This window comes from Aestuariivirga sp. (genome assembly GCF_047600585.1).
Taxonomy (GTDB): domain Bacteria; phylum Pseudomonadota; class Alphaproteobacteria; order Rhizobiales; family Aestuariivirgaceae; genus Aestuariivirga.
The window spans coordinates 1,865,053-1,889,771 of the sequence record NZ_JASGKP010000001.1 but is presented as its reverse complement, the minus strand read 5'-3'; the positions used below and the strand labels follow the sequence as shown (position 1 = coordinate 1,889,771).

Below are 24,719 nucleotides of genomic sequence, written 5' to 3'. Positions count from 1 at the left end.
CAACCCTGAGGATTCACGTCGCCGTGAGTGCCTCTGCTGTGCCATAATCGGAGCCTAATCCCAGCATCACTTTCGGCTTGGGCAAGGGCCGAATTATGCTATTTGCAGCGCAAATGGGTTCCGGGTGGCGATTTAAATGTTGAGATTTCTGGGCTGGCTCTTTGCCGCAGGCTTCATGATCGTGATCGGCGTGGCGGCAGCCGCGATCTACATCGTCATGGATGTCTCGAAGGATCTGCCCGACTACAAGCAGCTTGCCGCCTACGAACCTCCGGTCATGACCCGCATGCATGCCGCCGACGGCTCGCTGCTCGCGGAGTATGCCGAACAGCGCCGCCTGTTCGTGCCCATCCAGAACGTGCCGAAAAAGCTGATCGAGGCTTATCTCGCGGCGGAAGACAAGACCTTCTACACCCATTCCGGTCTCGACTACCGCGGCATCTTCGCTGCAGCATTGCGCTATGTGCAGGTGAAACTCACCGGCAGGGGCCAGATCGTCGGCGCCTCCACCATCACGCAGCAGGTTGCCAAGAACTTCCTGCTCTCGAGCGAACAGACGCTGTCGCGCAAACTGAAGGAGGCGCTGATCGTGCAGCGCATCGAGGCCTCCTTCAGCAAGGACCAGATTCTCGAACTCTATCTCAACGAGATATTCCTTGGCCTCAATTCCTATGGCATCGCTGCCGCCGCGCTGAACTATTTCGGCAAGTCGCTCGATGAACTGTCGATCGACGAGATGGCTTATCTGGCTGCACTTCCAAAGGGCCCGAACAACTATCACCCCTTCCGCTACCCGAAGCGCGCCGTCGAACGCCGCAACTGGGTGCTGCTGCAGATGTACGAGAACGGCTACATCACCGAAGCCGAGATGAAGGAAGCCCAGGCAAGGCCCCTCAACGTCAATCCGCGCCCGTTCGGGGCGCAGCTCTTCGCCGCCGAAGGTTTTGCCGAAGAGGTTCGCCGTGAACTGACGACGATGTACGGCAAGGAGGGCGTCAGCAAGGGCGGCTACTCCGTGCGCACAACCATCGATCCCAAGCTGCAGATCATGGCGCGACAGGCAGTGGCCCGCGGCCTGATCGGCTTCGACCGCAAGCGCGGCTATCGCGGCCCGGTAAAGACGGTGCAGCTCACAGGCGGCGACTGGGCCGAAACACTCGCTGACTTCAAGGTGCCCGCCGACGTGGCGCCCTGGCAGATTTCCGTGGTGCTCGAAGTCTCCGACACCGAAGCGAAGATCGGCCTGCAGCCCACCCGCGGGCCCGACGGCAAGTTCACCGACGTACGCGAAACCGGAATCATTCCGCTCAACTATGTCACCTGGGCGCGCGCCTACATCGACGGCAGCAAGCTCGGGCCGGAAGTGAAGAAGGTGAGCAGCGTGCTCAACGTGGGCGATGTTGTTTACGTCGCGCCGGGCAAGGAGCAGGGCCAGTACCATCTTGTCCAGACGCCGGACGTGGAAGCGGCCCTTGTGGCCATGGACCCCCATTCGGGCCGCGTGCTCGCCATGGTGGGCGGCTTCTCCTACGGCAGCAGCCAGTTCAACCGTGCCACCCAGGCGATGCGTCAGCCCGGTTCCTCGTTCAAGCCGATCGTCTATGCCGCCGCGCTCGACAACGGCTACACGCCGGCCTCGGTGGTGCTTGACGCGCCGGTGGAATTCCATCTCTCCAACGGCAAGGTCTGGCGTCCGAAGAACTACACCGACAAGTTCTACGGCCCGTCCACGCTTCGCCGCGGCATCGAGCAGTCGCGCAACGCCATGACGGTGCGCCTCGCCGACGATCTCGGCATGACCAAGATCGCCGACCTCGCACAGCGCCTCGGCGTTTACGACCAGATGCCGCGCCACCTCGCGAATGCGCTCGGCTCCGCGGAAACAACCTTGCTGCGCATGGTCACGGCCTATTCGATCTTCGACAACGGCGGCCGCAAGGTGGAGGCGACCCTCATCGACCGCATCCAGGACCGCCGCGGCCGCACCATCTGGAAGCATGACAATCGCGACTGCACTGCCTGCGTGCAGGCGGAATACACCCCCGGCATGCCCGAGCCCGAACTGCTTGACGTCAGCGAGCAGGTGATGAGCCCCTATACGGCCTACCAGATCACCTCGATGCTGGAAGGCGTGGTGGAGCGCGGCACCGGCCACAAGATGAAGGTTCTGGGCAAGCCGGTGGCCGGCAAGACCGGCACGTCCAACGACGAGCGCGATGCCTGGTTCATCGGCTACACGCCCGACCTCGCGGTCGGCGTCTATGTCGGCTACGACAACCCGAAGCCCATGGGCAAGAAGCGCACCGGTGGCGAACTGGCCGCGCCGTTTGTTGCCGACTTCATGCAGATGGCGCTCCGCAACAAGCCGGCCGCACCCTTCCGCGTGCCGCGCGCCATCGAACTCATTCCGATCAACGCCGCAACCGGCCGCCGTGCCATCTTCGGCGAGGAGGGGACCATCCTCGAGGCCTTCAAGCCGGGTGACGAGCCGCCGGATTCGACCAGCATCATCGGCGAAACCAAGAAGACCGCCAGTGCCGAAGGCTCGGGCGTGGTGCTCGTGCCGCCCTCGCAGGACGGCGCCTATTCGGGAGGCGACGGCAACTATTCCGATGGCTCGGTGGGCACCGTGCCCGATGACACCGGGTTGACGGATGGCGGCGACGGCCTCTATTGACCGCCCACACACAATTACTCCCGGACAGGACACCAAGACTCCATGCGCGCCGAAACCGCGAAGACCGTCGATGAAATCAAGCAGTCGCTCGCACTGCTGAGGAGGCATCTTTGACTGGGACAAGTCCCAGAGAGATCTTGCCGAACTGAACGCCAGGGCCGAAGACCCGAAGCTCTGGGATGACCCCCAGAAGGCGCAAGAAGTCATGCGCCGCCGCCAGGATCTGGAGAACCGGATCAACGGCATCCTGCGCGTCGAACAGGCGATTGCCGACAATTCCGAACTGATCGAGATGGGCGAGGCCGAAGGCGACGCCGGCATCGTGAGCGATGCCGAGAAGGCCATCGCCGCGCTCAAGGCCGAAGTGGCCAAGGTCGAACTCGATACGCTGCTCTCGGGCGAGGCGGACGCGAATGATTCCTACCTGCAGATCAATGCGGGCGCGGGCGGCACCGAAAGCCAGGACTGGGCCTCGATGCTGATGCGCATGTACGTGCGCTGGGCCAACCAGAACAAGTACAAGGTCGAAGTGCTCGACGAGCATCCCGGCGAAGAAGCCGGCATCAAGTCCTGCACGCTGCAGATCAAGGGCCACAATGCCTACGGCAAGCTGAAGACCGAGAGCGGCGTTCACCGCCTCGTGCGCATCTCGCCCTATGATTCGAATGCCCGCCGCCACACCTCGTTCTGTTCGGCCTGGGCCTACCCTGTGATCGACGACAACATCGATATCCAAGTCGTGGAAAGTGACCTCAAGGTCGATACCTACCGCGCCTCGGGTGCGGGTGGACAGCACGTCAACACCACCGATTCGGCGGTGCGCATCACGCACATCCCCACAGGCATCATCGTGGCCTGTCAGGCCGAGCGCTCGCAGCACAAGAACCGCGCCACAGCCATGAAGATGCTGAAGGCCCGCCTCTACGAGCTGGAATTGCAGAAGAAGCAGGAGAAGGTCGACGCGGCCAACGCCAAGAAGACCGACATCGGCTGGGGCCACCAGATCCGCTCCTACGTGCTGCAGCCCTATCAGCTGATCAAGGACCTGCGCACCGGCCACACCAGCACGAACCCTTCGGCGGTGCTGGATGGTGACCTCGACGATTTCATCCAGGCCTCGCTCGCCCACCGAGTCTACGGCGGCGACGTCGCACCCGTGGAAGACATCGAATAAACGGAAAGGGCCGCTGATGCGGCCCTTTTTCATTTCGGATTGCCCGATAAATTAGTCGCGCGAATGCACCATGCGGAGGTTCTGGATGTCCGGCTTGTTGGTCGGTTCCAGCGTGAGCTCAGCCTTGGGCGACTCAGGGACAGGCTCAGTCATCGGCACGGCGTGGGGAGGGAAAGAGGAAGCTGCCGCCGAGGAGCCCGCGTTATGGCGGATGGTGCCGTAGACGTAGGCACCGTTCTCGATGGAGACGCTGTCCTGGAAGATATCGCCTTCCACGTGTGCGCCGGCATGGATGTAGACCTTCGATCCCTGGATCGGGCCGATCACACGCCCGCGGACGTGGATGACCTCGCCCGAAAGCTCGCCATGGATGACGCCGTGGAGATCGACCACGCAGACCCGGGCCCGGATGGTGCCGCGGAAAGAGCCGTCGATATGCAATTCGCCTTCACAGTTGATCTGGCCCTCGAGGGCCGTGTCACGGCCGATATAGGAGGGTTCGTTCGCTTCGACCTGCTGCACCGGCATGCTCGCCGATGCGGATTGCGGTCTCTGCTTCGCCGCCTTCTTGAAAAACATCGCTTACCCCTCGATTTGCGCCACGACCGATGGTGTGCGGCGCTGAGTTTCCCGTCAGTCAGTCCCGGAAACCGGAGAGCCCCCTCCGATGCCTGAAGCCTCTGCTACAAGCCCAAGACCATAGACCGTACGTGGTCTGTAGTCATGGCGGAATTGGGGCATTGGTGAATGCGCGGATAGGTTAATTGAAGATCAAAACCTTTCGAGCGCGAGGCCACGATTTTGCCAAGCTTCGCTTGTGATAACCCTGCTGTTTGAGGCTGATTTCCCTGACGGCTCATACTATTATCCGGCCGCTGTTGCCCGAGACACCAGCGCAGGCAGGGAAGGGACCGGGAAAGGGATAGCGTTGCGCGGTAAAACAGTCCGCAGACTGACGATCATTGCTCTCGTTTTCCTGGCGGTGCTGGTCATTGCCGGGGCGGGTGTCTTTTGGCGTTTGTCGCAGGGCCCCGTGTCGCTCGGATTCCTGCAAAACCGCATCGAATCCGCCATCAACAAGCAGCTTTCCGGTCTCACCATTTCGCTCAGCGACACGGTTCTCGAGCTTGATGCGGAGAGCTTCGTACCGCATGTGCGCGCCCGCAATCTCGTGCTCACCGATACTGACGGCACGGTGCTGGCGAGCGCGCCCAAGGCCGGCGTCACGGTGAAGGAATCATGGCTGCTCCTCGGGCGGGTCAGGGTTGATTCGCTCGAACTCATCGGACCGCGCATCAACGGCCGGCGCAATCTGGATGGCAGCATGCAGCTCGGCATCGTCTCGGATGCGGCCAATGCCGACGAGGTCACCGTGGTGAACGGCAACGACTTCCAGAGCACCGAAGCCGAGGCCGCGGCTGAAACTGCCCAGAAAACCACGCTGCCCGATCCGCAGGCCCAGACCGGAACGGGCGGCGCCCGCATTCTCGACATTCTCGGCGCCCGCGGCAAAGGCGGCGCGCTGGCCAATCTCGACGACATCAAGGTTACCCGCGCCGAAGTGAGCTTCTATGACGAGGGCAACGACGCCACCTGGTTCTCGCCCCGTACCGACATGACCTTCCGCCGCACGCCCTACGGCTTCGTGGTGGTGGCAAAGTCCGAAGTGGCGAGCGGTGGCGATCCCTGGCATGCGGAGGTCTCCGCCAGCTACAAGGCCGAGACGGAGACCTTCTCGATCACGGCAACGGTGGCCGACCTTGTGCCGGCGAATGTCGCCGACGAGGTTTACGCCCTGTCGCAATTCGCCAAGCTGCGCATGCCGTTCTCGGGGCACTTCGAACTGGAGATGTCGGCCAATGGCGGGCTCAACCGTGCCGACGGCGAGCTCTTTGCGGCGGCAGGCGAAATCAACCTGCCGGATTACTTTGCAAAGCCCATCCTGATTGACGAAGGTTCGCTGCGCGTCTCCTACAAGGCGGAAGAGGACGTGGTGAAGATCGTCGACTCATCGATCCTGGTTGGCGGCTCTCGCGCCGAACTGACGGGCGACGTGGTGCCGCGGCGATCGAACGGCAAGCTCACGGCGCTTGGCATCGATCTTCTCGCCCGCAACATCAGCGTCGATGCGCAGGGCACGGTGAAGGACCCGGTCGATGTCGACCGCATCGAATTCAAGGGCGAGGCCTCCATGGAGGACCAGCGGGTCGACATCTCCGACCTCGTGGTCATGGCGGGCAACACGGGCGTGCGCCTGCGCGGCATCATCAGGGGTGGGGACGAATCGCCCGGCATCCAGGTGGCTGGCCGGCTCCGCGATGTCTCGGCCGAACTCCTCAAGAAGCTGTGGCCGCCGATCATGACGCCGCGGACGCGCACCTGGATCACAGAGAACATCGTCGATGGCCGCATCAGCGAGGGAACCTTCCAGGTCAACTTCCCGGTCAACTCCCTCGCCAAGGCGCTGCGCGAGAAGGTGCTGCCGGAAAATGTGGTCGATCTCACCTTCTCCATGCAGAACGTCACCACCCGCTACTTTAAGAACCTGCCCGTGCTCACCGGTGCTGCGGGCAGCGCCACGCTGAAGGACGACCATTTCGAACTGCAGATCGATTCCGGCCAGGCCGCGCTCGATACCGGAGAAACGCTCAGCCTTGCGTCCGGGCACTTCACGGCGACCGACCTGCTGTCGAAGGAAGTGCCGGGTGTCTTCACCTTCGACATCCGCGGGCCGCTCGAGAACATGATTGCCTTCGCCCGTCATCCCGATCTGAACGTGATCACGCCCGACATGGAAATTGCCGACCGCATGCGGGGCGATGCCCAGGCCGTGCTCGATCTGCAGCTTCCGCTGATCAAGGATGTGCCCAAGGAACGCGTCAAGGCCGTCACCTCGATCGCCATTTCGAATGCCTCGCTCCAGAACGCCATGCCGGGGATCGACATCACCGAAGGCGATTTCAAGGTGGCGATGGACTCGCAGCAGATCACCGTCTCCGGCCCGGCAAAGCTGAACGGAATTGCCTCGAACCTCAACTGGCAGAAGCCGCGTGGCAAGGGCTCGCCGACGGTTGAAGTGCAGACCGTTGTCGATGCGAAGATGCGCGACAAGCTGGGGATCCGCGTGGCCGACTACATGTCGGGCAGCGTGCCGGTGAAGATCAAGGTGAAGGGCACGGATGAGACGGGCAAGACCATCGATGTTTCTGCCAATCTTGATGACGTGGCGCTGAAACTCGCCGCCGCGCGCTGGACCAGGCCCAAGACGAGCGGCACCAAGGCAACCTTCACGCTGGTGGATGGCGACAAGGGCAGCCGCGTCGTCAAGGACATCAAGCTGGATGGCCCGGGCCTGCATGTGAGGGGCAGTGTCGAAGTGAGCAAGACCGGCGACCTGCGCGCCGCCAAGCTTTCGGAAATCCGCCTCGACGAGGACGACGTCTTTGCCGTGTCGCTGGTGCCGGACCAGGACGCCATGAACCTGACCGTGAGCGGCACGACCTTCGATGCCCGGCCCTACATCAAGAACCTGATCAGCCCGGCGAAGACCGACGAAGCCGCCGCCGAAGACCAGCCGCAGGGCCAGAACTTCAACGTGACTGCCGATTTCGAAAGCGTGACGGCTCATCGCGGTGAGATCATCCGTGGGGTCAAGGCGAACTTCGTGACCCGCCGCGGCACCATCACCTCTGCCACCATCAACGGTGTCTTCGACAACGGCCTGCCGCTCTCGATCACCGTTGCCCCGGTCGACGGCGGGCGCGAACTGCGCGTCGTCAGCAACGATGGCGGCTCGACTCTGCGGGCCACCAATTTCTATTCGAAGATCGCGGGCGGCACGCTCAACTTCTATGCCCTGATCGCCAATGCGCCGGGTTCTCCCATCCGCAATGGCCAGCTGGTCCTGAAGAAATTCGAAGTTCGGAACGAAGCCACGCTCGCCGAGCTCGACCGGCGTGGCCGGCCCAAGAAATCCGGTCCCCGGGCGGAAGGTGTTGCCTTCAAGAAACTCAGCCTGCCGTTCAGCACGGATGCGCAGTTCGTGCGCATGTGCAACGTCACGCTGGAAGGCCCGGACCTCGGCGGCGTGGCGGAAGGACTGGTGCGCAAGGCAGATGGCGCCATCGACATCACCGGCACCATGGTTCCGGCCCAGGGCCTGAACGGCTTCCTCGATGACGTTCCGCTCTTCGGCCAGATCCTCACCGGCGGCAAGGGCGGTGGCGTGTTCGGCGTCACCTTTGCCATGGGCGGTTCGATTTCAAACCCGCAGACTCAGGTCAACCCCTTGTCGGTGCTGGCACCGGGCATCCTGCGCGAAATGTTTGCCTACAAGGGCACCTGCGCACCCCGCCGCACGAACATGAAGCCTGCGGGCCGCGAGGCCACGAGCAACTAGCGCTCGTCCGGTCAGGCCTGCTTGAGGAGCACGTGCTTCTTCTTGCCGTGGGAGAGCTTGATCGCGCCATCCTTGACGAGGGCAGGGGTGAGCACCAGCTTGTCGTCCTTTACGGCTTCGTCGTTGACGCGGATGCCGCCGCCCTGAATGGCGCGGCGGGCCTCGCCATTCGAAGAGGCAAGTCCTGCCTGCACCACGGCGGCCAGAATGCCGATGCCCGCATTGATGTCGGCGGTCACGGTAGGCAGGCCCTCGGCACTCGCGCCTTCCTCGAAGGTCTTGCGCGCCGTTTCCGCAGCTTCGGCGGCGGCGGCTTCACCGTGGAGGAGGGTGGTGGCGGCGTTGGCCAGCACCTTCTTGGCCTCGTTGATCTCTGATCCTGCGAGCGCTTCCAGCTTCTCCACTTCGGAGAGCGGCAGCGTGGTGAAGAGGCGGAGGAAGCGGCCCACGTCTGCATCCTCGGTGTTGCGCCAGAACTGCCAGTATTCGTAAGGGCTGCGCATGTCGGCATTGAGCCAGACGGCGCCCGAGGCGGTCTTGCCCATCTTGGCGCCGGAGGCGAGGGTGATCAGCGGCGAAGTGAGGGCATAGAGTTGCGGCGTGCCCATGCGGCGGCCGAGGTCGATGCCGTTCACGATGTTGCCCCACTGGTCCGAGCCGCCCATCTGCAGATTGCAGCCATAGCGGCGGTTCAGTTCGGTGAAGTCGTAGGCCTGCAGGATCATGTAGTTGAATTCGATGAAGGAGAGCTCATGCTCGCGCTCGAGGCGGAGTTTCACAGAATCCATGGCCAGCATGCGATTGACGCTGAAGTGCTTGCCGATGTCGCGCAGCATCTCGATGTAGTTGAGCTTGGTCAGCCACTCGGCATTGTCGACCATGCTGGCGTCGGTCTTGCCGCTGCCGAAGTTCAGGAACTTGGCGAAGACGGCCTGGATGCCCTGCTTGTTGTTGTCGATGTCCTCGATCGACAGGATCTTGCGGCTTTCGTCCCGGCCGGAAGGGTCGCCCACGCGGGTGGTGCCGCCGCCCATCAGCACGATGGGCTTGTTTCCGGTCTGCTGCAGCCAATGGAGCAACATGATCTGGACGAGCGAACCCACATGGAGCGAAGGTGCCGTGCAGTCGAATCCGATATAGGCTGTCACATCGCCCTTGGCTGCAAGGGCGTCGAGACCCGCCGCGTCGGAACACTGGTGAACGTAGCCGCGCGATGACAGAATATTGAGGAAATCGGATTTGTATGTGCTCATGATGGCGGGGCTCATAACATAGGAAACAGACGTGTCAAAACAGCCTGATCTAGGGCCTCTGGTGGCCATCGGCCTGATGTCCGGCACATCGCTGGACGGGATCGACGTGGCTCTCCTGCGCACCGATGGCGAGGGGCTGGTGGAGCGCGGCCGCTCCCGCACCTTTCCCTATGACGAGGGGCAGCGGGAGCTTCTGCGCCGGGCCCTGACGGCGGCGATTGCCGTCACCGACCGGCGGGACCGCCGGGGCATCCTTGGTGAGGCCGAGGCGGCGCTGACCCATTGGCACGGCGAAGCGGTCAAATCCTTCTGCCGGGCCATCGACCTCTCGCTGGCCGAAGTGAACATCGTGGGCTTCCACGGCCAGACCATGATCCACAGGCCGGAACGCCGCCTCACCGTGCAACTGGGTGACGGGCAAGAACTGGCCGACATGCTGCGCGTGCCCGTTGCCTACGATCTTCGGGCCGCGGACGTGGCGGCGGGCGGGCAGGGTGCACCGCTCGTTCCGGTCTATCACCGGGCACTGGCGGAAAATCTGCCGAAGCCCATCGCCTTCATCAACATCGGCGGCGTGGCCAATGTCACGTGGGTGGGCCGCAGCGGCGAGCTGGTGGCCTTCGACACCGGCCCGGGCAATGCGCTCATCGACGACTGGATGAAAGCCCACACCGGCAAGGCCCGCGACGAGAACGGCGCCATGGCGCGCCGCGGCCGCGTCGACGAGGCGACGGTGGCGCAATTCCTGGGCGACAGTTTCTTCGAGAAGCCCGGACCAAAGTCCCTCGACCGCAACAGCTTTGCCGGCATCTCGCTGGAAGGCCTGCCGCTGGCCGATGGCGCAGCCACACTCGTGGCCGTGACGGCGCGCAGCATTGCGGCCTCGGTTGTTCACATGCCGGAGCCGCCGGAAAGCTGGATCGTCTGCGGCGGCGGGCGGCACAATGCGGCGATCATGGATGCGCTCACGACCTGGCTGCCCAACGTGATGCCGGCGGAAGCATGCGGCCTCAATGGCGACAGCATGGAGGCTGAGGCCTGGGCCTATCTCGCCGTGCGCTCGCTCCGGGAATTGCCGCTCACCTTCCCGGGCACGACCGGCGTGGAAGAGGCGATCACGGGCGGGGTGATTGCGCCGCCCCGAGCCCCACGTATCTGAGCACGCGCCCGTCGATGATGAGGAGGGCAAGGCCGATCACCAGCGCGCCCACGATCTCGCGCAGCGTCAGCTTTTCGCCGATGACCACATAGCCGAGCAGGATCGCCGACACCGGAATGATCATGGTGACCAGCGAGACGAAGGACGGCCCGGCCCGCTCGATGATACGGAAGAAGAGCAGATAGGCAATCGAGGTTGAAAGGGCAGCGAGCAGGACCAGCGCCACCCAGGTCTCTTGCGAGGCCGCCGCATACAAGTGCACATCCGAGAAGATGAGCACGATCACCGCCATGATGATCGCCGAAAGGGTGAGCTGGCAGGTGGCGATGGTGAGCGGCGGAATGCCCTGCAGCTTGACCTTCGACCATGGCGCCGAGAGACCATAGGTCATGGAGGCGAAGACGACGGCGAGAATGCCGAGCGTCTGGTCTCCGAGATCGCCGAAGCCGCCACCCTTGAGGATAAGCACGCCCACGAACCCGAGTGCCAGCGCCACCGCCTTGCGGAGCGTGATGCCCTCGAGCCCGAACACCGCCATGAAGAGCGCAGCGAACATCGGCGTGGTGGCGTTGATCACCGAGGCGAGGCCGCCGGTGATGTGATGCTGACCCCAGGAAATGGCGGTGAAGGGTAGCACGTTGTTCATGATCGACATGCCGCCACAGGCAATCCACGTCTTCAGGTCGCGCGGCAGCTTGCCGATGAGCAGGAGATGCGCGGGGATGATGATGAGGGCGGCAAGACCAACCCGCGCCAGCACGATGAGAAGCGCCGGCAACTCCTTCACCGCAATCGCGATGAACAGGAACGAGCCGCCCCAGATCAGCGACAGGATCAGCAGCAGGACCCAGGATTGCGTATCGATTTTGCTGTCGCCCATGTCAGACTCTTTGGCTGGCCCCGGTTCAGTGAGGCTGCTCAAATAGCGGGCAGGGGCGGATGCGCCACCCGAAAACCGACGGCGATTACGGCGGGGCTGTTATGCTTCGCGGGTGAGGCGGCGGTCCAGGTAATCGGCGCAGATCTTGGTGAGATCGTCGATCTTGTCCTGGAAGAAGTGGTTGGCGCCGGGAATCACCTTGTGCTCGATGGTGATGCCTTTCTGCGTCTTCAACTTGGAGACGAGGCTGTGCACCGCTTCGGGCGCCGTGACCGTGTCCTTTTCGCCGTTCACGAACAGGCCGGAGGCCGGGCAAGGAGCGAGGAACGAGAAGTCATAGTGCTTGGCGAGTGGCGCGACCGAAATGAAACCGGAGATTTCAGGACGGCGCATCAGGAGCTGCATGGAGATCCAGGCACCGAAGGAGATGCCCGCGATCCAGCAGATCTTGGCTTCACGGTTGAAGGACTGGAGCCAGTCCAGCGCCGAGGCAGCATCCGAAAGCTCGCCCGCGCCGTTGTCGAACAGGCCCTGGCTGCGGCCCACGCCGCGGAAGTTGAAACGCAACACCGAGAAACCCCGGCTCTGAAACAGGCCATAGAGGCTGTGCACGATGGGGTTGTTCATGGTGCCGCCGAAGGTGGGGTGCGGGTGGAGGAGGATGGCGATGGGGGCCCCGGTCGCCTTGGCCTGGTGGTAGCGGCCCTCGATCCTGCCTGCGGGTCCGTTGAAAATCACTTCCGGCATGAAACGTCCTGTCTCCGGTCAACCACATCGCAAGCGGATGGCATGCATCCGAAACTTGACTCCCGTAGTCGGGTTATCTAAATGCTTTAGAACAATTCCAGGATTGGGCCTGTCTGTTCCCGCGAGAGGGCGCTTTAGCACGGGGGCAGGGGCAAAAAGCAAGCATTTCGTGACGGTTGAAGGGAAAACCGCGATGAAGATGAGCACAAAAGGCCGCTACGCCGTGATGGCGATGATCGACATCGGCCAGCATGGCGGGGTGCAGGGCACCAGCCGCCCGGTTTCGCTGGGCGAAATCGCCGAACGGCAGGACATCAGCCAGGAATACCTGGAGCAGTTGTTCGGCAAGTTGCGCCGGGCCGGACTTGTTGTCAGTTCCCGCGGTGCTGCCGGTGGTTACTCCTTGGCCCGCCCCTCGGGCGAGATTGCCATGTCGGACGTGATTTTGGCGGTGGACGAGCCCCTGCGGGTGACCCGCTGCGAGGGCGACGCCGTTGAAGGATGCGTCAAGGGCGAGCGCTGCTGCGCCCACGACCTGTGGTCCTCGCTGGGCCGCCAGATGATGTATTTCCTGGAGAGCGTCACGCTCGAGGATGTGATTGAAAAGCGCAACCTCGCCCTTGCCGCCTCCATCAAACAGGCCAAGGACCGCAGCCCCGCCGGATTGCAGATGTGAGGACCTATCTCGACCATAACGCAACGAGCCCGCTCCGGCCTTCGGCCCGGTCGGCGATGCTTGCGGCGCTGGATGCGGGCGGCAATGCCTCCTCGGTGCATGCCGAGGGGCGTGCGGCGCGAAAGATTCTCGACGACGCCCGCGAGACGCTGGGCTTCGCCTTCGGCTGCCTGCCGGAGATGATGGTCTTCACCAGCGGCGGAACCGAAGCCAACACCATGGCGCTGCGTGGCGTGGAAGCCGAACGCATTCTTGTTTCCGCCGTGGAGCACCCGAGCGCGCTCGCCGCGGCCCGCGCCAGCGGCAAGACGGTCGAGATCATCCCCGTTGACCGCGAAGGCCGTGTCGATCTCGCTGCCCTCGAGAAGATGATCGCCGGACCCAACGTGCTGGTGAGCGTGATGCTGGCCAACAACGAGACCGGCGTGATCCAGCCCATCGCCGATGTGGTGGCGCTGGCCCGCAAGGCGGGTGCGCTGGTGCACGTCGATGCCGTGCAGGGCTTCGGCAAGATGCCGGTGAATTTCGGAGTGCTCGGCTGTGACCTGATGACCGTGGCGGCCCACAAGGTGGGCGGCCCTGTCGGTGTGGGCGCGCTCATCATCCGCGATGGCCTCGTGGTCGAGCCCTTGCTCAACGGTGGTGGTCAGGAACTCCGCCGTCGCGCCGGTACCGAGAACCTGGCAGGCGTCGCCGGATGGGCTGCGGTCGCCAAGGAAAACGCAATCGATACCAAGGCGTTGCGCGACGAACTGGACTCATCGCTGGAAGGCGCTGTGATCCTCGGGATGGGTGCCGAGCGCCTGCCCAACACGACCTGCTTCGCCATGCCGGGCTTCCGGGCCGAGACGCTGCTGATGAACTTCGATCTTGCCGGCATCGCCGTCTCGTCCGGCTCGGCCTGCTCGTCCGGCAAGGTCGGGCGCTCGCATGTGCTGGACGCGATGGGCGTCGCCCCGGAACTCGCCGCAGCGGCGATCCGCGTGAGCCTCGGATGGACTTCAACGGCCGCCGACGTGCGGCACTTCGTGACTGTGTGGAAGCAGCTTGTGGCGCGCCAGCGCGCCCGGCAGGCGGCTTGAGGAAAGAGAATGGCTGATCAGGAAACAATCGAACTCGTCAAGGACATCGACGTCGACAAGTACAAGTACGGCTTCGAGACCGACATCGAATCCGAACTCGCGCCCAAGGGCCTGAGCGAGGACATCGTCCGCTACATCTCGGGCAAGAAGAACGAGCCCGCGTGGATGCTCGAGTGGCGTCTCGAGGCCTATCGCCGCTGGCTCGAGATGGATGAACCCACCTGGGCCAAGGTCTCCTATCCGAAGATCGATTTCCAGGGAATCCACTACTACGCGGCGCCCAACTCGACGCCCGCGCCCAAGTCGCTGGACGAGGTGGACCCCAAGCTTCTCGAAACCTATGCCAAGCTCGGCATTCCGCTGAAGGAGCAGGAAATCCTCGCGGGCGTGCGCAAGCAGGGCGAGAAGAGCGAACTCGACGGCGAGTTGGGTGGCGAATACGCCTCCGGCAAGGTGGCCGTGGATGCGGTGTTCGACTCCGTCTCCGTCGTTACCACCTTCAAGGACGAACTGAAGAAGCACGGCGTCATCTTCTGCTCGATCTCGGAAGCACTCCGCGAACACCCCGAGCTGGTGAAGCAGTATCTGGGCTCGGTCGTGCCGCAGGGTGACAACTACTATGCCGCCCTCAATGCCGCCGTTTTCTCGGATGGTTCCTTCGTTTATGTGCCGCCGGGCGTGCGCTGCCCGATGGAGCTCTCGACCTACTTCCGCATGAACGCCAAGAACACCGGGCAGTTCGAGCGCACGCTCATCATCGCCGACAAGGGCTCCTACGTTTCCTATCTCGAAGGCTGCACCGCGCCCACCCGCGACGAGAGCCAGCTTCATGCTGCCGTGGTCGAACTGATTGCGCTCGATGATGCCGAGATCAAGTATTCGACGGTGCAGAACTGGTATCCGGGCGATGCCGAGGGCAAGGGCGGCGTCTACAACTTCGTGACCAAGCGCGGCGATTGCCGCGGGGAGCATTCCAAGATTTCCTGGACGCAGGTGGAAACCGGTTCCGCCATCACCTGGAAGTATCCAAGCTGCATCCTGCGCGGCGACCATTCCCGCGGCGAGTTCTATTCCATCGCCATCTCCAACGGCCGCCAGCAGGTGGACAGCGGCACCAAGATGATCCACCTCGGCAAGAACACCTCGAGCCGCATCATCTCCAAGGGCATTGCCGCGGGCCGCAGCGACAACACCTATCGCGGTCTCGTCTCGGCACACCGGAAGGCGCTCAATGCCCGTAACTTCACCCAGTGCGACTCCCTGCTGATCGGCGACAAGTGCGGCGCCCACACGGTGCCCTACATCGAGAGCAAGACCTCGACAGCGCAGTTCGAGCACGAGGCGACGACCTCGAAGATCTCCGACGACCAGATGTTCTACTGCATGTCCCGCGGCCTCTCGGAAGAAGAGGCGGTGGCGCTGATCGTCAACGGCTTCGTGCGTGACGTGCTGCAGCAGCTGCCCATGGAGTTCATGGCGGAAACCCAGAAGCTCATCGGCATCTCGCTGGAAGGAAGCGTGGGATGACGCTCACCGCCCTCGATATTGCGCTGCCGATTGGCCTCGCGCTGGTCTTCGGACTCTACCGCTACACCGCCTATGCGCGCGCACAGTTGCCCGATGCAACGCGCCGCGCCGGCCTCGATGCCGTGAAGGGGGCCGCCGGCCTCGCCGTCATCACCCTCGGCTACAAGTATTTCTCGAACACCTGACACCCGGAATGACCATGCTTGAAATCAAAAACCTCCACGTGAAGCTCGAAGACGAGTCCCGCGAAATCCTCAAGGGCCTCACCCTCACGGTGAAGCCAGGCGAAGTGCACGCCATCATGGGGCCGAACGGCTCCGGCAAGTCGACGCTCTCCTATGTGCTCTCGGGCCGCGAAGGCTACGAAGTGACGGAAGGGTCGGTCACCTACAAGGGTGAGGACCTGCTGGCGCTCGAGCCAGACCAGCGCGCCGCCAAGGGCGTGTTTCTCGCCTTCCAGTACCCGATCGAGATTCCGGGTGTTGCCACCATGCAGTTCCTCAAGGTCGCCCTCAACGCCCAGCGCAAGGCGCGCGGCGAGAAGGAAATGTCGGCCCCCGATTTCATGCGTCACGTGAAAGAGCGCGCCGCCAAGCTCAACGTCTCGCAGGACATGCTGAAGCGCCCCGTCAACGTGGGCTTCTCGGGCGGCGAGAAGAAGCGCGCCGAGATCCTGCAGATGGCGGTGCTGGAGCCGTCGCTTTGCGTTCTCGATGAAACCGACTCCGGCCTCGACATCGACGCGCTCCGCGTGGTGGCGGAGGGCGTGAACGCGCTCCGCTCGCCGGACCGCGCCATGGTGGTGATCACCCACTACCAGCGCCTGCTCGACTACATCGTGCCGGACAAGGTGCACGTGCTCTCCGATGGCAAGATCGTCAAGACGGGTGGCAAGGAACTGGCGCTCGAGCTGGAAGAGAAGGGCTATGCCGAATTCGTGGGGAAGGCCGCATGAACGCTGTCGTTCCCAAGACTGCCGCTGAAGAGGCGCTGGGGCTTTCGCTTCCCAACCGCCGCAGCGAAGAATGGAAGTGGACGGATCTCCGCCGCCTGATCGCCGCGCCCTATGGCAAGCAGGCTGTGATCGCCGCCGAGGCCGAGGTGGACCGCCTGATTGCGGCCTCGCCGCTTGCGGCCGTGAAGGCAAAGCGCATCGTCTTCATCAATGGCCGCTATGATGCCAAGCGCTCGCAGCTGCCGCAGGGCACAGTGTCTGCGCCTGCATCGCTCGCCGATGACACCATTGTGGCTATCGGCGGCAAGCTGTCCGCCGAAGGTGCAAACCTCGTGCTCGAGGGCAACATGGACATGCCGGTGGAGATCATCCACGTGGCCACCACGGGTCCGCAGCGGGCCATGGCCCATCGCCATACCGTGACGGTGGCTGCAGGCGGCTCGGCAAGCCTGATCGAAACCTTCGTGGGCGAGGGCGACTATCTCTCCAACGCCGTCATCGAGATCAACGTGGGCGAGGGCGCCCGCCTCGACCGGGTGAAGATCGAGCATGAATCGGGCAAGGCCACCCATCTCGCCCATGCCATCGTGAACCTCGCGAAGAACGCGATCCTGCGTGACTTCACGCTCACCTCGGGCGCGCAGCTCAACCGCCAGAACGGCACCTACACGTTCCTGGGCCAGGGGGCGGATGCGCGCATCTCCGGCGCCTATCTCCTCAACGGCAAGCAGCACGCCGATACGCGCCTCGTGGTCGATCATGCGGTGCCGCACTGCATTTCGCGCGAACTCTTCCAGTGCGTGATGGACGACACCGCCCGCGGCATTTTCCAGGGCAAGGTCATCGTGCGCCCCGATGCACAGAAGACCGACGGCAAGCAGTCCTCGCACGCGCTTCTGCTCTCGGAAGCGGCCGAATTCGACGCCAAGCCGGAACTGGAAATCTACGCCGACGACGTGGTCTGCGGCCATGGTGCCACGGCGGGCGATCTCAATCCCGACCACATGTTCTATCTCAAGTCGCGCGGCATTCCGGAAGCCCAGGCGAAGTCGCTGCTCATCGCCGCCTTCGTGGGCGAGGCCTTCGACACCATCGAGCACGACGGCATCCGCGACGCGCTCACATCCTATGCGGAGGGCTGGCTCGCACGCCGCTGATGTTTGACGTTTCCACCATACGCCGCGATTTCCCCATCCTCTCCCGTGAGGTCTATGGGAAGCCGTTGGTCTATCTCGACAATGCCGCCTCCGCCCAGAAGCCGAAGGCGGTGACCGACGCCATGATGAAGAGCATGACGGAGGAATATGCCAACGTGCACCGTGGGCTTCACTTCCTCTCGAATGCGGCGACACAGGCCTTCGAGGACGCCCGCGAGAGCGTGCGCCGCTTCCTCAATGCCCCGTCGAAGGACCAGATCATCTTTACCCGCAATGCCACCGAGGCCATCAACCTCGTGGCGCAGAGCTATGGCGGACTGGTGATCGGCGAGGGCGACGAAATCGTTCTTTCGATCCTCGAACACCATTCCAATATTGTGCCTTGGCATTTCCACCGCGAGCGCCGCGGGGCCGTGCTGAAGTGGGCGCCCATCGATGACGAGGGCAACTTCCTTCTCGATGAGTTTGCGAAGCTGCTGACGGCGCGCACCAGGATCGTGGCCGTGACCATGATGTCGAATGCACTCGGCACCGTGACGCCGATCAAGGAGATCATCCGGCTCGCCCATGAGAAGGGCATTCCGGTTCTGGTCGATGCCAGCCAGGGCGCCGTGCATGGCCACGTGGACGTGCAGGCGCTCGATGCCGATTTTCTCGTCTGCACCGGCCACAAGACCTATGGGCCCACCGGCATCGGCGTGCTCTATGGCAAGGCAGACCTCCTGAAGAAGATGCCGCCCTATCAGGGTGGCGGCGAGATGATCTCGGAAGTGACGACCGACGGCATCACCTACAACGATCCGCCGCACCGCTTCGAGGCAGGCACGCCGGCGATCGTCGAGGCGATCGGCCTGGGCGCTGCCCTCGACTACATGCAGGGCAAGGGGCTTGATGCCATCGCCGCACACGAGAAGTCCCTCCACGACTATGCCATGGAGCGGCTCACCCGCATCAACAGCTTGCGCATCTACGGCCGCGCCCGGGAGAAGGGGCCTATCATCTCCTTCACGATGGATGGCGCACACGCCCACGATGTGGCGACGGTGATCGACCGCCACGGGGTTGCCGTGCGGGCCGGAACCCATTGCACCCAGCCCTTGCTCCAGCGCTTCGGCGTCACCGCCACCTGCCGTGCCAGCTTCGCCATGTACAACACCATGGACGAGGTTGATAAACTGGCAGATGCTCTTATCTCAGCCCAGAGGATCTTCGGATGATGGACGTTTCACCGACAGCAGACACCGCCCCGGCTGAAAATGCGCCGAATCCGTCGGCCATCCCGCCGGACGAACTGGCGCGGCTCACCGATGACATCATTGCCGCCCTCAAGACGGTCTATGATCCCGAGATCCCGGTAGACATTTATGAACTCGGACTGATCTACAAGGTCGATATCGATGATGACCGCAACGTCGCCATCGACATGACGCTGACGGCGCCGGGCTGCCCGGTGGCCGGCGACATGCCGGGCTGGGTGGAGAACGCCGTGGGCTCCGTCCAGGGCGTGCAGTCGGTGAAGGCGAAGATCGTGTTTGACCCGCCGTGGGACCACAGCCGCATGTCGGAAGAGGCCCGCATGGCACTGAATATGTGGTGAGGATGAAATGGCTCAGGCGATGAAACCACAGGCGATGAAGCTGACCGACGCGGCCGCAACCCGCATCCGCGATCTCATGGCCAAGGGCGAGGGCGTGGGCCTGCGCATCGGCGTCAAGAACGGCGGCTGCGCCGGCATGGAATACACCATGGAATGGGCCAAGGAAGCCAAGCCCTTCGACGAGGTCGTGGAGGACAAGGGTGCGCGCGTGCTGATTGACGGCAAGGCGCTGATGTTCCTGCTTGGCACCGAGATGGACTATCAGTCCGGCATCCTGAAGTCAGGCTTCGTCTTCAACAATCCGAACCAGACCTCAGCCTGCGGCTGCGGCGAAAGCGTGCAGCTCCAGCCGGCGGCAGCGGCCCAGTAAGCACTCACATCGTTGTCGTGAACTTCCGGAGCGGCGCCTTCTCGGCGGGCCCGGTGAAGGCCACGCCCAGTGTGTCATTGTGTTTCCACGCCACGATGACCGGCCGGATGGTGTTCTCGGAAATCATCAGCAGGCGGAACCTGTGCGGCAGCGTGTGAGCGCCGCCCACCAGCAGTTTGGCGCCCGTGTCCGAAATATCCCGCACGGTGCAGTCGATCGCGCGCCAGTCGTCGAAGACAATCTTGGCTGACTTGAGCACGCGGCGGCGCGGCGCCACACGATGCTCCTCGAACGTGTGGTCCGTTGTGGCTTGTGCCCGGTTCTGGACCATTCCTTCAACCATGGCCCGGAAAACTAGATGGTAAATCTTAAAGCCGGGAAAATTACCCTGTTGTAACCTCCTCCCCTTGGGGGAGGCGACTACGAGGCGCGGGTGGTGCGGGTCAGGAAGGCGGGCATGTTGCCCTGATCGAAACCACGGAAATCCGGGCCTTCTTCGCCCTTTTCGCGGCGGTTCTCGCGGCGTCCTTCAGAGCGTGGCTGCTCCTGGCGCGGGCGATTGCCCTGGCCCTGTGCCTGCCGGCCGTTGTCCGGGCGGGATTCGCGCGGCTCACGGCGCTCGGCCTTTACAGGCTGTTCACCCTGCTTCGCGATTTCAGGTGCAGCCTCTGCCGGCGCGGCAGCCTTTTCGGGGCGGCGCTCGTTGCGGTGCTCGCCCCGATGTTCGTTACGTCCTTCGCCACGGTGGCGTCCGCCGTCGCGCTGGTGACGGCCGCCACGGCGGTCACGTCCGCCGCGCTCGCGGTGTTCGCCCTCTTCGGACTCGCCGCTGTCCTCGAAGGTCTGGCCAAGGTCGAACCAGTCGAGCGACTTCTTGATCAGTTCTTCGATGGCCTTGAAGTGCTTCGTGTCATGCGAGGTGACAAGCATGTAGGCATGGCCTTCACGGCCGGCACGGCCGGTACGGCCGATGCGGTGCACGTAGTCTTCCGAATGGATCGGCACGTCGAAATTGAAGACGTGGCTCACCTCCGGAATGTCGAGGCCGCGGGCGGCCACGTCGGAGGCGATGAGGAAGGTGACTTCCTGGGCGCGGAAGGCGGCCAGGGTGCGAAGCCGCGAGGTCTGGTCCATGTCGCCATGCAGAGCGGCGGCATTGAAGCCGTGCTTCTTGAGCGACTTTTCGAGAACGGCAACGGTGGTCTTGCGGTTGGCGAAGACAATGGCGTTCTTGATGTCGCCCTGGCTGCGCATCAGGGCGCGGAGCGCATCGCGCTTGGCCTTGGGATCGGACGGCGCCTTCACTGCAAACTGCGAGATGGTGGCGGCGGTGGACGAGACGCGCGCGGTTTCCACCTGCACCGGATTGTGCAGGAACTGCGCGGTGAGGCGCTGGATTTCCGGCGGCATGGTGGCCGAGAAGAACAGCGTCTGGCGGGTGAAGGGCAGGAGCTTGCAGATGCGCTCGATGTCCGGAATGAAGCCCATGTCGAGCATGCGGTCGGCTTCGTCGATGACGAGAAGTTCGACGCCGGTCAGGAGCAGCTTGCCGCGCTCGAAATGGTCGAGCAGGCGGCCGGGGGTGGCGATCACCACATCTGCGCCGCGATCGATCTTGGCGGCTTGCGGTTCGAAGGCGACGCCGCCGATCAGGGTGGCAACCGAGAGGCTGTGCATGCGGCCGAGGGATTTCGAAGGCTTCCTGAACCTGCATCGCGAGTTCGCGGGTGGGTTCGAGGATCAGCGTGCGCGGCATGCGCGCCCGGGCGCGGCCCTTTTCGAGCAGCGTCAGCATGGGCAGCACGAAGGCGGCGGTCTTGCCGGAGCCGGTCTGGGCGAGGCCGAGAACGTCCCGGCGGGCGAGCGCGTGGGGGATGGCTTCCGCCTGAATGGCAGTGGGGGTGGTGTAGCCGGCGGCTGCGACGGCTTCGATAACCTTGGGGCTCAGTCCGAGCGTGGAGAAACTCATGTGGTGAGAAAATACCTGGGCGAGGAAAAAGGGATAAAAAGGGGCGGTGCGGCTCGCCGGACCAAATCGCCTGTCTGTAGGCCGCAATTAGTGATTTCGCCTGCAAGAGTCAAACAGTGCCGGGAAAGGCGGTGAACCGGTCCATGCCCGGTGAGGTAAACGGAGGCCTGACTGTCAGGCCCCCAACGGCCTCGCGGCCCATAGGTCTGGAATCTTGTCCTGAAAGTTGATTTGCCTGATGGGGAGGGTTTGATACCATCGCCCCAAGAAGCAGAGAGGTCTCGGAAAATGGAACCACCTGCACAAGGCAAGTAGGCCAGCAGACATTCCAAGAGTTTACATGATGCGCAAGCATCGTGTCATTTGGATTTGATTTGTTTCATTCAATTTTGGCCAGACGGCCATGACAGAAGCCCCGTTGGGAACGCCACCCCGGGGCTTCACCATATTGCGGTGAAACATTGGATTTACCGCGCTCTTTGCTTGACACGATTCTTTGCGCAAACGCTTTTCAAAGCAGTCCGGCATTGTCTATTCTCACCTCATGTCCGCGATTGTTGCTGTCCCCGTCATTGAAACGCCTTCCCTTCTGATGCGCGAAATGCGCACGCGTGACGCAGCCCAGCTTGCCGCCTTCCTCACCCAGCCGCGATATCAGCGGCACATCGCCCACCGCCTGCGGGACGAAACGGCGGTGATGGAATTCGTGCGCCGCCAGGTGGCGGCCCAGGGCGACCGGCACCGCCAGATCTTCCATCTCGCGGGCGAGGAGAAGCTGAGCGGCGATGTGGTGGGCGAGGGCTTCATCATCAGTCACGGTGCGGGCGACTATGAGGTGGGCTGGGGCGTTCACCCGGCCATGTGGTCCATGGGGCTGGGCACCGAAATCGGCCGGGCGCTGCTCGCCATCACCTTCGAGCACATGCGGGGCAGTTCCGTCTGGTGCAAGATCATGGCCCCCAACGGGGCCTCGTTAACCGTCGCCCGCCGGATCGGCATGACGGAACAGGGCACACAGGCTGATTACCCTGTTGGGCAAGGGCGCTTTGAGAGGGTGTCGGTCTATCGTATAACCGCCGCCAACTACTTTGACCTGCCTTATTGATTCCCGTTGATTGTCAAGGGAACGCCTTATTCGGGCAGCAAAACCTTGAACCAAGTTTAACTCAGGAGGGAGACATGGCCCGTCTGTTGCCGATCGCCGCTTTTGCTCTTCTCTCGCTCACCCCCGGCCTGTCTTCCGGGGCAGCGCTGGCGGCCCCCAAGGACTACTGTGAAGCCTATGCCCGTGACTTTGCCGACCGCGGCCCCCGGGACCAGGCGGCCTGGAAATCACATCACGATGGCGCCCTGAACGATTGCCTGCTGCAGTTCAGCAACGCCCCCGTGGCGGCCCAGGAGGAGGCACCCCAGGAGGCTGCCACCGCCAAGCCTGCCAAGAAGCCGGTCAAGGCCGCCACCGCCAAGGTGCGGCGCAAGGCGGCCCCGGTGGAGCAGGCCTCGGCCGAGCCGCTGCCTGAGCCCGCCGTGATCGTGGCGCCCGACATCGAGCCGCCGCCGAAGCCGGCCCAGCAGGCCGGAAAGCCCACCGTCGTCTCCAAGTCGAAGTCGCTCCTCGGCAAGATCTTCAAGCCCAAGGATGGCGAGACAGATACCGGTGCCGGCCAGGGCACCCAGACCGCCCAGGCGAGCCTGAAGGGCAAGCTGGTTCCGGGGTCCTCCGCATGGATGGATTACTGCGAACGCAAGTACGCCTCCTTCAACCGCGATACCGGGACCTACAAGTCCTACAAGGGCGTGGAGCGGAAGTGCCTCGTCACGGACTGAGGCTTTCCTTCACCGGCCGAAGTCTCTAAGCCCGCCGGCATGACGGCAGCAGCGAAACATGTGCGCGTGGTGGGAGCAGGGCCCGCCGGACTGATGGCGGCCGACGTGCTGTCGGCGGGCGGAGCCAGCGTCGAGATCATCGATCACCACCGCCAGCCCGCCCGCAAGTTCCTGCTGGCGGGCCGCGGTGGATTGAACCTTACTCATTCCGAAGACATCGATCTGCTGCTGTCGCGCTATGGCGCGGCACGGGCCGCACTTGAGCCTGCCATTCGCGCCTTCCCGCCCGAGGCGCTGCGGCGCTGGTGCGAGGAACTGGGCATCAAGACATTCGTGGGTTCGTCGGGCCGCGTCTTTCCGGTCGGCCTCAAGGCATCGCCACTGTTGCGGGCGTGGCTGCGGCGGCTGGAGCAGCGGGGCGTCACCCGCCGTGCGTCAACGCAATGGCAGGGCTTCGATGAGGTGCCGACGATCCTCGCCATGGGCGGGGCAAGCTGGCCCGAACTCGGCTCCGATGCGGCGTGGGTCGAGACTTTCCGCGTGGCAGGGATTGCCGTGACGCCGCTTGCGGCCTCGAACGGCCGCCAACGGGTGACATGGAGCGAACACTTCGTCAGCCGCTTCACCGGAGCGCCGCTGAAGAACGTGGCGCTCGCTGCGGGTGGCGTGCGGGTGCGGGGCGAATGCATGATCGCAGCACATGGCATCGAGGGTGGCGCCGTCTATGCCCTATCACCGCAACTGCGTGCCGCGGGCACGGTGCTGCACATCGACCTGAAGCCTGATGTGACGGAGGCCCACGTGGCCGAGCGTCTGGCGCGTCCCCGGGGCAAGGACTCACGCAGCACCTTCCTGCGCAAGGCGCTCAATCTCTCGCCGCTGGCCGTGGCCCTGATGCGCGAGGCGGGCAGCGACAACCCCAAGCAGGTGACGCTGACGCTGCAGGGACCTGCCGGCATCGCCCGCGCCATCTCGACGGCGGGTGGCGTTTCCTTCGAAGAGTTGACGGAACACCTCCGGCTCAAGAAGAAACCCAACACCTGGGTGGCGGGAGAAATGCTGGACTGGGATGCGCCGACGGGCGGCTATCTGCTGCAGGCCTGCTTCGCAACGGCGCGCTTCGCGGCAGAAGACTGCCTGCGTCAGCTCAGCGCAACGGACGATCAAATCGGAACGATTTGAGAGAGGAAAGTTGCGCAGATAATTGTTTGACGCATCTTTCGCTTCGCAAGTGGTCTCCACTTGCTCGCCCGATGCGTAGGCTCCGCTG

The 24,719-nt window shown here is 63.6% G+C and carries 21 protein-coding genes and 1 pseudogene; 16 read left to right on the top strand and 6 right to left on the bottom strand.

Annotation, left to right across the window (positions count from 1 at the left end):
- Positions 1-136 precede the first annotated feature (136 nt).
- Together QM801_RS09315 and prfB are read left to right on the top strand one after the other, a co-directional pair.
- Positions 137-2,677, top strand: a complete 2,541-nt coding sequence (locus QM801_RS09315; RefSeq protein WP_415018927.1) for a penicillin-binding protein 1A — start codon at positions 137-139, stop codon at positions 2,675-2,677.
- 42 nt (positions 2,678-2,719) lie between these two features.
- Positions 2,720-3,851, top strand: a protein-coding gene (prfB, locus tag QM801_RS09310) for a peptide chain release factor 2 (protein WP_415018926.1) whose coding sequence is annotated in 2 segments (ribosomal slippage) — positions 2,720-2,788 and positions 2,790-3,851 — 1,131 coding nt in all. Because the reading frame shifts where the segments join, the coding sequence is not laid out codon by codon here.
- 51 nt (positions 3,852-3,902) lie between these two features.
- Here the strand turns inward: prfB and QM801_RS09305 are convergent.
- Positions 3,903-4,430, bottom strand: a complete 528-nt coding sequence (locus tag QM801_RS09305) for a bactofilin family protein (protein WP_415018925.1) — start codon at positions 4,428-4,430, stop codon at positions 3,903-3,905.
- Positions 4,431-4,884: 454 nt separating this feature from the next.
- Between QM801_RS09305 and QM801_RS09300 the strand changes: the two genes are divergently transcribed.
- Complete coding sequence (locus tag QM801_RS09300) at positions 4,885-8,250, top strand: DUF3971 domain-containing protein (RefSeq protein ID WP_415018924.1); 3,366 nt, start codon at positions 4,885-4,887, stop codon at positions 8,248-8,250.
- 11 nt (positions 8,251-8,261) lie between these two features.
- Here QM801_RS09300 and tyrS read toward each other — a convergent pair whose 3' ends face one another.
- Positions 8,262-9,503 (bottom strand): tyrosine--tRNA ligase, encoded by a 1,242-nt coding sequence (gene tyrS, locus QM801_RS09295; RefSeq protein WP_415018923.1) that lies wholly within the window; start codon positions 9,501-9,503, stop codon positions 8,262-8,264.
- Between the two features lie 76 nt (positions 9,504-9,579).
- On the opposite strand from tyrS, the gene QM801_RS09290 reads away from it, so the two are divergent.
- Positions 9,580-10,662, top strand: a complete 1,083-nt coding sequence (locus QM801_RS09290; RefSeq protein WP_415020909.1) for an anhydro-N-acetylmuramic acid kinase — start codon at positions 9,580-9,582, stop codon at positions 10,660-10,662.
- Here QM801_RS09290 and QM801_RS09285 read toward each other — a convergent pair.
- A complete protein-coding gene (locus tag QM801_RS09285; RefSeq protein ID WP_415018922.1) occupies positions 10,619-11,542 on the bottom strand; it encodes a DMT family transporter in 924 nt (307 codons plus the stop codon). The genes QM801_RS09290 and QM801_RS09285 overlap by 44 nt on opposite strands.
- Positions 11,543-11,641: 99 nt before the next feature.
- On the bottom strand, positions 11,642-12,289 hold the full coding sequence (locus QM801_RS09280; RefSeq protein ID WP_415018921.1) for an alpha/beta hydrolase: 648 nt from the start codon (positions 12,287-12,289) through the stop codon (positions 11,642-11,644).
- A gap of 193 nt (positions 12,290-12,482) precedes the next feature.
- Here QM801_RS09280 and QM801_RS09275 point away from each other — a divergent pair, with 193 nt between their 5' ends.
- Genes QM801_RS09275 through QM801_RS09235 form a run of 9 tightly spaced genes read left to right on the top strand, consistent with a single transcriptional unit; the run spans position 12,483 to position 19,653 of the window.
- Positions 12,483-12,965, top strand: a complete 483-nt coding sequence (locus QM801_RS09275) for an Rrf2 family transcriptional regulator (RefSeq protein ID WP_415018920.1) — start codon at positions 12,483-12,485, stop codon at positions 12,963-12,965.
- Entirely contained in the window at positions 12,962-14,047 is a 1,086-nt protein-coding gene (locus tag QM801_RS09270) for a cysteine desulfurase family protein (RefSeq protein WP_415018919.1), read from the top strand. Before QM801_RS09275 ends, QM801_RS09270 begins: the two co-directional genes overlap by 4 nt.
- Positions 14,048-14,056: 9 nt before the next feature.
- Entirely contained in the window at positions 14,057-15,574 is a 1,518-nt protein-coding gene (gene sufB, locus QM801_RS09265; protein WP_415018918.1) for a Fe-S cluster assembly protein SufB, read from the top strand.
- Complete coding sequence (locus QM801_RS09260; RefSeq protein WP_415018917.1) at positions 15,571-15,759, top strand: hypothetical protein; 189 nt, start codon at positions 15,571-15,573, stop codon at positions 15,757-15,759. The genes sufB and QM801_RS09260 overlap by 4 nt, the downstream gene beginning before the upstream one ends.
- Positions 15,760-15,773: 14 nt before the next feature.
- Positions 15,774-16,529, top strand: a complete 756-nt coding sequence (gene sufC / locus QM801_RS09255) for a Fe-S cluster assembly ATPase SufC (RefSeq protein ID WP_415018916.1) — start codon at positions 15,774-15,776, stop codon at positions 16,527-16,529.
- Positions 16,526-17,686, top strand: a complete 1,161-nt coding sequence (sufD, locus tag QM801_RS09250; protein WP_415018915.1) for a Fe-S cluster assembly protein SufD — start codon at positions 16,526-16,528, stop codon at positions 17,684-17,686. Before sufC ends, sufD begins: the two co-directional genes overlap by 4 nt.
- Positions 17,686-18,903 carry a cysteine desulfurase gene (locus QM801_RS09245; RefSeq protein WP_415018914.1) on the top strand — a complete coding sequence of 406 codons (1,218 nt, stop codon included), beginning with the start codon at positions 17,686-17,688 and terminating at the stop codon, positions 18,901-18,903. Before sufD ends, QM801_RS09245 begins: the two co-directional genes overlap by 1 nt.
- The gene (locus QM801_RS09240) at positions 18,900-19,283 is read left to right on the top strand and encodes an SUF system Fe-S cluster assembly protein (protein WP_415018913.1); all 384 of its coding nucleotides are present in this window, start codon (positions 18,900-18,902) and stop codon (positions 19,281-19,283) included. Before QM801_RS09245 ends, QM801_RS09240 begins: the two co-directional genes overlap by 4 nt.
- Before the next feature lie 34 nt (positions 19,284-19,317).
- On the top strand, positions 19,318-19,653 hold the full coding sequence (locus QM801_RS09235) for a HesB/IscA family protein (RefSeq protein ID WP_415018912.1): 336 nt from the start codon (positions 19,318-19,320) through the stop codon (positions 19,651-19,653).
- Between the two features lie 4 nt (positions 19,654-19,657).
- On the opposite strand, the gene QM801_RS09230 is transcribed toward QM801_RS09235, so the two are convergent.
- Entirely contained in the window at positions 19,658-19,984 is a 327-nt protein-coding gene (locus QM801_RS09230; RefSeq protein WP_415018911.1) for a PilZ domain-containing protein, read from the bottom strand.
- Positions 19,985-20,073: 89 nt separating this feature from the next.
- A pseudogene (locus QM801_RS09225) lies at positions 20,074-21,622 on the bottom strand (DEAD/DEAH box helicase).
- 544 nt (positions 21,623-22,166) lie between these two features.
- Between QM801_RS09225 and QM801_RS09220 the strand changes: the two are divergent.
- The 3 genes from QM801_RS09220 to QM801_RS09210 all read left to right on the top strand — a co-directional run bounded on the left by QM801_RS09220 (position 22,167) and on the right by QM801_RS09210 (position 24,631).
- On the top strand, positions 22,167-22,727 hold the full coding sequence (locus QM801_RS09220; RefSeq protein WP_415018910.1) for a GNAT family N-acetyltransferase: 561 nt from the start codon (positions 22,167-22,169) through the stop codon (positions 22,725-22,727).
- 74 nt (positions 22,728-22,801) lie between these two features.
- Positions 22,802-23,449, top strand: a complete 648-nt coding sequence (locus QM801_RS09215) for a BA14K family protein (RefSeq protein ID WP_415018909.1) — start codon at positions 22,802-22,804, stop codon at positions 23,447-23,449.
- Between the two features lie 39 nt (positions 23,450-23,488).
- Positions 23,489-24,631, top strand: a complete 1,143-nt coding sequence (locus QM801_RS09210; protein ID WP_415018908.1) for an NAD(P)/FAD-dependent oxidoreductase — start codon at positions 23,489-23,491, stop codon at positions 24,629-24,631.
- Positions 24,632-24,719: the final 88 nt, after the last annotated feature.